At 46.3% G+C, this 9413-nt stretch carries 6 protein-coding genes; 4 read left to right on the plus strand and 2 right to left on the minus strand.

The features are described from left to right. Window positions 1–63 precede the first annotated feature (63 nt). From RIG68_RS18860 to RIG68_RS18870, 3 genes are all read left to right on the plus strand, one after another. Window positions 64–1104 carry a PfkB family carbohydrate kinase gene (locus RIG68_RS18860; RefSeq protein WP_350074244.1) on the plus strand — a complete coding sequence of 347 codons (1041 nt, stop codon included), beginning with the start codon at window positions 64–66 and terminating at the stop codon, window positions 1102–1104. Window positions 1105–1170: 66 nt separating this feature from the next. Continuing rightward, window positions 1171–1827 (plus strand): beta/alpha barrel domain-containing protein, encoded by a 657-nt coding sequence (locus RIG68_RS18865; RefSeq protein WP_151999555.1) that lies wholly within the window; start codon window positions 1171–1173, stop codon window positions 1825–1827. Between the two features lie 27 nt (window positions 1828–1854). After that, complete coding sequence (locus RIG68_RS18870; RefSeq protein WP_350125768.1) at window positions 1855–3612, plus strand: glycoside hydrolase family 9 protein; 1758 nt, start codon at window positions 1855–1857, stop codon at window positions 3610–3612. A 44-nt stretch (window positions 3613–3656) separates the two neighbouring features. Here RIG68_RS18870 and RIG68_RS18875 read toward each other — a convergent pair whose 3' ends face one another. Together RIG68_RS18875 and RIG68_RS18880 are read right to left on the minus strand one after the other, a co-directional pair. Next, window positions 3657–5279, minus strand: a complete 1623-nt coding sequence (locus RIG68_RS18875; protein WP_350125771.1) for a sulfatase family protein — start codon at window positions 5277–5279, stop codon at window positions 3657–3659. 86 nt (window positions 5280–5365) lie between these two features. Continuing rightward, window positions 5366–7813, minus strand: coding sequence for an ABC transporter permease (locus RIG68_RS18880; RefSeq protein WP_350125774.1), 2448 nt, complete (start codon window positions 7811–7813; stop codon window positions 5366–5368). 251 nt (window positions 7814–8064) lie between these two features. Here RIG68_RS18880 and ygiD point away from each other — a divergent pair, with 251 nt between their 5' ends. After that, window positions 8065–8889 (plus strand): 4,5-DOPA-extradiol-dioxygenase, encoded by an 825-nt coding sequence (gene ygiD / locus RIG68_RS18885; RefSeq protein ID WP_350125777.1) that lies wholly within the window; start codon window positions 8065–8067, stop codon window positions 8887–8889. Window positions 8890–9413 lie beyond the last annotated feature (524 nt).

A 9413-nucleotide genomic window follows, 5' to 3' on the forward strand; every position in this document is an offset into this window, starting at 1 on the left:
CCATATCGGGCATTAGAATAAAGAAAATGTTTTAACTTTCATCCGAATTAATTCACTCCTACAATGAAAAAAGTAGTAACATTTGGCGAGATCATGTTGAGGTTGTCACCTCCGGGTTTTCTTCGATTTTCACAAGCCAACTCCTTCGACGTGGTTTATGGAGGCGGCGAATCAAACGTAGCCGTTTCATTGGCTAACTATGGGGTACCTGTCGATTTTGTGACCAGGCTTCCGAAAAACGATCTTGGCGAATGTGCATTGATGGAGATGCGCAAGCGGGGTGTGAATACGCAAAACATTATTTTCGGCGGAGATCGTCTTGGAATCTACTTCCTCGAAACCGGCGCTGTAACTCGTGGCAGCAAAGTAGTCTACGACAGAGCCCACTCTTCTATGGCCGACATCAAGCCAGGCATGATCGACTGGAAAAAGGTATTTGAGGGAGCTGGATGGTTCCATTGGACTGGCATTACGCCCGCCATTTCGCAGGGCTCGGCTGATGCTTGCCTTGAAGCGGTAAAGGTGGCCAGCGATATGGGCATCACAATTTCTACTGACCTCAACTATAGAGCTAAACTTTGGAAATACGGTGTACCTTCCGAGCCCATCATGACTGAGCTTACTTCCTATTGCGATATTATCCTCGGCAATGAAGAGGACGCCGAAATGCACTTTGGCATTAAGCCAGAAGGACTGAATGTAACCACACAGGGGCATGAAGTAACAGCGCAGGCCTTCCTTTCGGTGTGTAAGCAAATGATGGTGAAGTTCCCAAAAGCCAAAAAAGTAATTACTACTTTGAGAGGTTCTATCTCTGCGTCACATAACTCCTGGGCTGGTGTATTGTACGACGGCAAAAAGATGTTCGAATCGAAGCAATATCAGATCACACACATTGTTGACCGTGTTGGTGGCGGCGATTCCTTCATGGGCGGCCTGATCTACGGATTGCTGCAGTATCCTGACAACGACCAGCATGCGCTTGATTTCGCAGTTGCCGCTTCGTGTCTGAAGCATACCATCGTTGGTGATGCCAACCTGGCAACCAAAAGCGAGGTGGAAAAACTCATGGGAGGCGACGCTTCCGGAAGAGTAGCCCGTTAGTGAATGTGCCGTTTCGGCGGCACAATTTTATTTCTTTGTTTTACGAGTCAATATCAAAAAAGAGACATGTCCAATAGACCAGACGCCATAGCCGCTATTAAGGCCCAAAGAATGCTTCCATTGTTTTATCATTCCGACAAAGAAGTGAGCATCAGAGCCATTGAAGCCCTTTATAAAGCCGGAATTCGTACGATAGAATTCACCAACAGGGGAGCGGAGGCTTTCGGTGTTTTCGAATACCTGAAAAAGCAATCGTCTAAGGATTTTCCCGGGCTACTCCTGGGCATAGGAACCATTAAAGATGTGGGGGCCGCTCGCAGCTTTATCGGAATCGGTGCCGACTATATCATCTGCCCGGCCATGAACCCCGATGTGGCAGAAGTGACACACAAGGCTGGTTTGCAGTGGATTCCTGGCTGTATGACGCCAACCGAAATTGCTGGTGCCGAGCTTAATGGCGCTAAGTTGGTAAAACTGTTTCCGGGCAACCTCCTGGGGCCTGAATTTGTATCTGCGGTCAAAGCAGTTTTCTCTGATCTTCTTTTTATGCCAACAGGTGGCGTAGAGGCTGAAGAAAGCAACCTGAAAGGCTGGTTCAAGTCCGGCGTTTGCGCCGTGGGCATGGGCAGCAAGCTGGTAAGCAAAGACCTGCTCGATGCAAAAGACTACGCCGGACTGGAAAAGAAAACGAAAGAGGCGATTGAGCTGATTAAGAAGATCTAAAGTTTCGTCCCTGAAAACAGGAACTACATGAAATACGCCGGAAGTGTCCTTAGCCTTATTTTGTTATTGGCCATTTCTTTCGCCTGTCAGCAACAAAATACGTCAGAGCCTGCCGAGGGCTCTGGCATTTACCTTAACCAAATTGGGTTTTACGTTGGCGCTCCTAAAATCGCCATCATTAGAGGTGCAACAGCTGAGAAATTCACTGTGGTTGACCTGAACTCAAACAAGGCAGTTTTTGAAGGACAGCTGGGTGAGCCGAACCAATCCTCATTTGGCAATTACACCACTCGTGCCGCCGATTTCACCATACTCGACAGGCCGGGTAGCTATGTCATTCAGGCGGCTGGCCTGGCCGACTCCTATCCTTTTGAAATAGAGCCGAACGTGCTGAATGAAGTCAGCAAAGCTTCCATAAAAGGCTTTTACTACCAGCGCATGTCTGTTGACCTGCCGGAAATTTATGCTGGTAAATGGGCCAGAGCAGGTGGCCACCCCGACACTACAGTTTTTGTACACCCCTCTGCGGCAACATCCGAAAGGCCAGCCGGTTTCAAACTGTCAGCCCCCAAAGGGTGGTACGATGCCGGAGACTATAATAAATACATTGTCAACAGCGGCATTACAATGGGTACTTTACTGTCCGCTTATGAAGACTTCCCAGCGTATTATGGCAAGATTGATCTGAATATTCCTGAAAGCAACAATGATATTCCGGACCTTCTTGACGAAGCGCTATGGAATCTTCGCTGGATGCTGCGGATGCAAGACACCGACGGTGGAGTTTACCATAAACTGACCACGGCCAAATTTGAGGGTATGGTGATGCCTGAAAACGCTTCCAACAAAAGATGGGTTGTGCAAAAAAGCACCGCCGCCACGCTGGATTTCGCTGCCGTAACCGCTCAAGCAAGCAGGATTTTTGCAAACTTCGAATCTCAGCTGCCTGGCCTTGCCGACAGCTGTCTGACCGCCTCCAAAAAGGCGTGGAAGTGGGCACAGCAAAACCCGGAAGTGCTTTACAGTCAAAATGAAATGAACAAGACCTACGATCCCGATATAACTACCGGAGCTTACGGCGACAAATCAGTAGGTGCCGAGTTCATTTGGGCGGCTTGTGAGCTTTATATTTCGACAGGTGACGAGGCCTACTATTCCGCCGTCAACCTCTTTCCTGATGAGAATCTGTCTTTACCTTCTTGGGGAAATGTGAGATTAATGGGCTACTATTCGCTTGCCCGCTTTATCAATAAACTTCCGCACACCAGCTTTTCGGAAGTAACTCCTTTAAGATCTCAGTTGATAAATTTTGCCGACGGGTTATTAAATGGGTCAGCCGCCTGGCAAACGGTAATGGGTGGTTTGGAAAAAGATTTTGTCTGGGGTAGCAGTGCCGTAGCTGCGAACCAGGGTGTGGCTTTGCTTCAAACCTACCGATTGACCAACGACAAAAAGTACCTGGAAGGGGCCCTTAGTAACATGGACTATCTGCTTGGCAGAAACGCAACCGGGTATTCCTTTGTAACGGGCCATGGCGACAAGACCCCAATGCATCCTCACCACCGACCGTCAGTCGCCGATGGGATAGACGAGCCTGTTCCCGGCCTGCTTTCCGGCGGACCCAACCCCGGACAACAAGATGGCTGTGAAGGCTACCCTTCAAATATTCCCGACGAGTCGTTTGTAGATGCTGATTGTTCTTATGCATCCAACGAAATCGCCATTAACTGGAACGCACCTTTGGTCTACCTCCTTGGGGCTATGGAAGTTCTTTACAATAACTAATCAGCCTTACCACCCACTCAGTTTAGCTCACGCTCCGGACAGAGTTATAATCGATCTCCGCCTATAAACTCCTCACCCCGTGTTAAGTCAATGATCTCGGGCTGTTCGTTCAGCTCAATCTGCTTTTCCATCAGTCTGGCTTTCAACTCTTCAACTACGTCCCCATATTTTGGATCATCAATGAGGTTATTCATCTCCTCTGAATCTTGCTGTAAATCATACAGCTCCCAGGTGTCGACATCATGGTAAAAATGAATAAGCTTGTACCTGTAGTTTCTGATGCCATAGTGTCTTTTTACTTTGTGCCAGCCATGAGGATACTCATAATAATGATAGTATACCGACTCCCGCCATTCGGGTCTTTCACCCCTTGTCTCAAACAAAGGTCGCATTGACAGGCCCTGCATTTCTTTTGGTATCTCTACACCAGCGTAGTCAAGAAAAGTCGGCGCAAAATCAATATTCATCACCAACTCCTCAATAGACATTCCTGACCTGATCCCTTTTGGGTATTTGATAAGCATAGGCGTTCTGAACGATTCCTCGTACATAAACCGCTTGTCGTACATTCCATGCTCGCCCAAATAAAACCCCTGATCCGACGTGTACACAACAATGGTGTTCTCAGCCAGTCCTTCCGCCTCAAGGTAATCAAGCACTCTCCCAACATTTTCGTCCACAGACACGATGCACTTCAGGTAGTCTTTGATATATCTTTGGTACTTCCAGTCCCATAGCTCCTTTCCGGAAAGATTAGCCGACTTGAAAGCCAACCCAACGGAGTCGTAGTAAGCGTCCCAGGGCACCCTTTGATCCGGAGTCATCCTATCCAACATAGCTTTGTAGGAGGCTTCTGGATTGGCATTGCCTACAACGCCACCTGTACCGGTTTCTTCTTCATAATAGTCTGGCGTCAATTTAAGGTCGTTGGACAGCCACATATTGGTGATTTGCTGATCTTGCTCAGCCAGGGCTTGCCTGCCTTTGTAGTTATCATACAGCGTCGCCGGAATAGGCAAATCTTCCTCAAAAAGCCTCAAATGTTTGATGTTTGGCTGCCAGTTTCTATGTGGGGCCTTGTGCTGCAGCAACATGACAAAAGGCTTTGACTTATCTCTGCTTTGCAGAACCGAGAGCCCCTCATCAGTAATCACGTCAGTGGTATAGCCATTCAAGACAGTGGTGTCATTTTCTGAAACCAGTCTCGGGTTGTAATATTCTCCCTGATCAATAAGTATCTTCCAAAAATCAAACCCCTGTGGCTTCGATTTCAAATGCCATTTCCCTATCAGATAGGTTTGATAACCCGCTGATTTAAGCAGCTTCGGAAATATCATCTGACTGCCATCAAACTCATCCCGGTTGTCTCTCAAGCCATTCAGGTGGCTGTACTTTCCTGTCAGAATGGCCGCACGACTCGGAGCGCAGATGGAGTTTGTAACAAAGGCATTTCGCATCAGCGCACCTTCCTGAGCAATTCGATCAATATTTGGCGTCCTGATAAGTTCCCTGCTATAGGCACTAATAGCCTTCATAGCGTGGTCATCGGACATGATAAAAAGAATATTGGGCTTCGGCACTTCCTCCTTACTTTCCTGCGTGCCGCTTTCATTTTGAGAGCAACCAAAGGCTAATAAAGACAAGAGAGGCAGTAGAAATCGTTTCATAATTTTTGAGCTTCCTTTAATGGAAGCTCAAAATACGAATGATCTTAAAAAGATGCTGCATCAGCAGAAAAAGGCAACTGCTTTTCTCATTCATTCCTCAGCGATCTTACAGGGTTGGCCGTGGCTACCTTCATCGTTTGGAAACTAACTGTAAGTACAGAAATCACCAACACGGCTAAACCAGCTAGTACAAATACATCTATGCTGATTTCCGTTTGATAAGGAAAGTCGTTGATCCAGTTCTGCATGAGAAAATAAACAATCGGAGCAGATACAACAATGGCAATTCCAATGATGATGAGATAGTCTTTTAGTAGCAAAAAGAAGATACCCGCCACTTTCGAGCCGAGCACTTTTCTTATCGCAATTTCTTTGGTGCGCTGCTGCGCAGTGAAAGTAGCCAGGCCAAGCAGGCCAAGGCAGCCTATCAGCACGGCTAACACGGCAAAAGTGGTGAAAAGCTTGCCAAACTTTCGCTCATTTTCATACTGTGCATTGAAGTAGTCATCAAGAAAAAAATAGTCAAAGGGATTGCCTGGAAATGACCTTGTCCATGCCTCTTGCACCTCCTTAATTGCACCCTGCAAGTCATTCGTTACCAGCCGCACGGAATAAAACTCCCCGCCATATAATGTGCAGTAGAAAATACTTGGCTCCAGAGCATTCTTGAATGACTTCTGATGATAGTCATTCACCACACCCACTATCTTGGGTGCCCACTGAAACCCTGGTATGTCAACAAACTTGCCCACTGCATCGGCCGGAGAGCTGAAGCCAAGCAGTGACACCGCCGACTCAGTAATAATAACCGAAGTGTCTTGGTCTGCCGTGAATTCCCTTGCGAAGTACCTGCCTGCTATCAGAGAGGGTTCAAAGACATCCTGATAATCGTAATCCATACTATTAAAACGCAGTGGCACAATGTTGTCGTCCGACGTTCCATATTTTTTCACACCCACTATGTAATCCCTCTGCTTCCCCGGAACCGTCGCCGTCGCGCTAACAGCATTCAAAGCGGGGCTTTGCTTTATCTCGTTCCTAAACACGTCGACGGAAGAATTGAAGGCTTGTCTGTCCCTGGGTGAGATACCCGGCCTTTCAACAACAAGTACCTGATCGATATTGACTCCGATATCCTGACTCGTCATGTAGTTGAGCTGATTAAACACAATCAAGGTGCCAGCAATGAGTGAAACCGAGGCAACAAATTGGAGCAGAACAAGCCCCTCTCTGAGCACGACACCACGCTGACTGGTCGCCATCTTTCCTCTTAAAACTTCAACCGGAGCAAACGACGACAAAACAAAAGCAGGGTAGAAGCCCGAAAGAATAGTACCGACTAGCCAGACAGCTGTCACCATCAAAACAAACCAGCCTGACACAAAATAAGAGGCAGTAAGTGACAAGCCTGACACACTGTTGTAAATACCAAGGCAAGCCAGCGAAATGGTTAACGCCAGAACGATTGCAATCAGATTTACCATGGCCGACTCAACCATAAACTGAGCAATAAGTTGATTTTTATAAGCCCCCATTACTTTTCTGATGCCTACTTCTCTGGCTCTCTCCATCGCTCTGGCAGTTGCGAGGTTTACATAATTAATCCATGCAATTATGATAACGAAAACACCAATCAAGCCGAGAAATAAAACAATATCCGCATCACCGTTCGTCTCCGGCTCATCCGCTAAATTGCTATGAAGGTGAATATCTTGCAGTGCCTGGAGACTTAGTTTATCTTCCACTGCTATGGTCTGATCCTTCGGCTTGTACTTATCAACAACAGCAGGAAATTTTGTCTCAAGTGCTTCCAGGTCGGTTCCGGGCCTTAGCTTTACAAAAGTGTACATATCCTTTCTAGCCCAACTGGTATTATATCGCCCGGGAGCATATTCTCCTCTTGCATATAATGTTTTATAGGAAAAAAGCACATCAAACTTTAGATGGGTATTTGGAGGAAGGTCTCTGAAAACGCCAGTCACCTCACAAAGCTCATTGTTGAAATCATCATCCTGCATCCGGATCAACTTCCCGATAGGATTATCGTTCCCAAAATACTTTTTCGCCTGTGTTTCAGAAATCACGGCCTTAAGGGGCTCAGCCAATGCCGTGGCAGCGTCGCCTGACACCATCTCATATCCCATCAACGACAGAAATGAGGAGTCAGCATAAAGAAACCTACGTTGCTTGAAAGCCACCGGTTCGCCTGTCTCTGGCGTATAGGTGATAATGACATTGTTCTTATAGCCCAAATTGTAGAGACGGGCGTAATTTGTCACTTCAGAAAATTCATGAAGAAATGCAGGCCCCGCACCAGGATAGTTCTCGGCACTAGAAATTATCTGTTCACCGTTCCTGAACACGTCAAGTTTGACCCTGTAAACATTATCGGCCTCTGGAATAAAATTTTCGTAGCTCCGCTCAAAGTGTACGTACTGAGCTATTAACATGAAAACCGCCACACCAATTGAAAGGCCAATGATGTTGAGTGCCGAAAAGAAACGGTTTTTCAGCAGGCTTCTAAACGAAGCCATAATGAGATTTTTAACCATGATTGATTAGTCCTGATAAACAAAAAATAAAAAGCCTGTTGATGAATCAACAGAAGAGTTTTTGCCCAATGCATTGTTAATTTAGTAAAGACTTCATTTCAGGCCAATGGTTACTAGAAATATTAATCTGCTACAGGTCAGTGATTTATGTTGAAGATGCCTGGAACCAATCAAGGTAATTTCATGTATATACATCAAAAGCCGTTTAAGAACCACCAACCAATTCCGTCGCCATGAAAAGCTTGAATGACCTAAGGAAGTTTAGCGGAGCACTGAAGGCTTCAGAAAAGATGCCAGTAGTTTTTGTTGGGCATGGCAGCCCAATGAATGCCATTGAAGAAAATGCGTACACAAAAGGGTGGCACTCGCTTGGTTATGAGCTACCGAAGCCAGCCGCTATCCTTTGTATTTCAGCGCACTGGGAAACAAAGGGTACTTTTGTAACGGCGATGGAACACCCAAAAACCATTCACGACTTTGGAGGATTTCCCAGGGAATTATTTGCCGTTCAATACGCAGCGCCTGGCAGCCCCGAACTCGCGGAGGAAACAAAAAAACTCATTGAAAAAACGGACATCCTGTTTGACCACGACCATTGGGGACTAGATCATGGTTGCTGGAGTGTGGTCAAAAATATATACCCGGATGCTGATATCCCCATTATCCAGATGAGCATAGACCACTTCAAGTCGCCACAGTGGCACTACGACTTGGCCAAAGAACTGGCTACCCTGAGAAAAAAGGGCGTGCTTATTTTGGGTAGTGGTAACATGGTACACAACCTCCGCCTCGTCAACTGGAATGACATGTTTGCCAAATATGACTGGACGGAATCAATCAATACTCAATTCAAGAGCCTCATATCGGATAGAAATCATGCCCCGTTAATCAACTATCAATCTCTGGGGAAAGAAGCCCAACTGGCTATTCCCACACCAGAGCACTATTTGCCAATGCTCTACATATTGGGTTTGCAGGAACAAAAAGATGAGATTTCATTTTTCAATGATGATTCGTGGGGGCCCATCAGCATGACCTCATTTAAAATCTCTGGCTAATACCTTACATAATCAAATAGAGAAAAAAAAGAAGCACCAGGAATATAGCCGTCCATTTAACCACAGGGGAGTACTGGTCAAACTTGTGACCGCAGATAGGACATACTTTACTGCTCCTATCAACATCCATGGCACACGATGGACATTCTTTCTTTTTCATCCTAACACTTTTCATTGAAGGTATTAAAAACACCTTAAACGCAAAAAGCCTCTAACATTAACCCTAGAGGTCTCTTATAACTTTCAGGCTTATTGATAAAATCAGGCGCCGTCGGCTAGGCACTACGGGGACGGCTAGTCCTACTCTCCCACCTTGCACACAGGCGGACGGCCAGTCTACCATCGGCGCAGACAGGCTTAAATTATACTCTTTCTCGATGCTCCCCAGATTTTCCGCATGATCCTAAATCATTTTAAACACAAAAAAGCCTCTAAGATTACTCTTAGAGGCTTTGACAACCGTTATAGTTGTTTGATAAAATCAGGCAACGACCTACTCTCCCACCTTGCACAGCAGTACCATC

Source organism: Imperialibacter sp. (genome assembly GCF_040222385.1).
Lineage (GTDB): Bacteria > Bacteroidota > Bacteroidia > Cytophagales > Cyclobacteriaceae > Imperialibacter.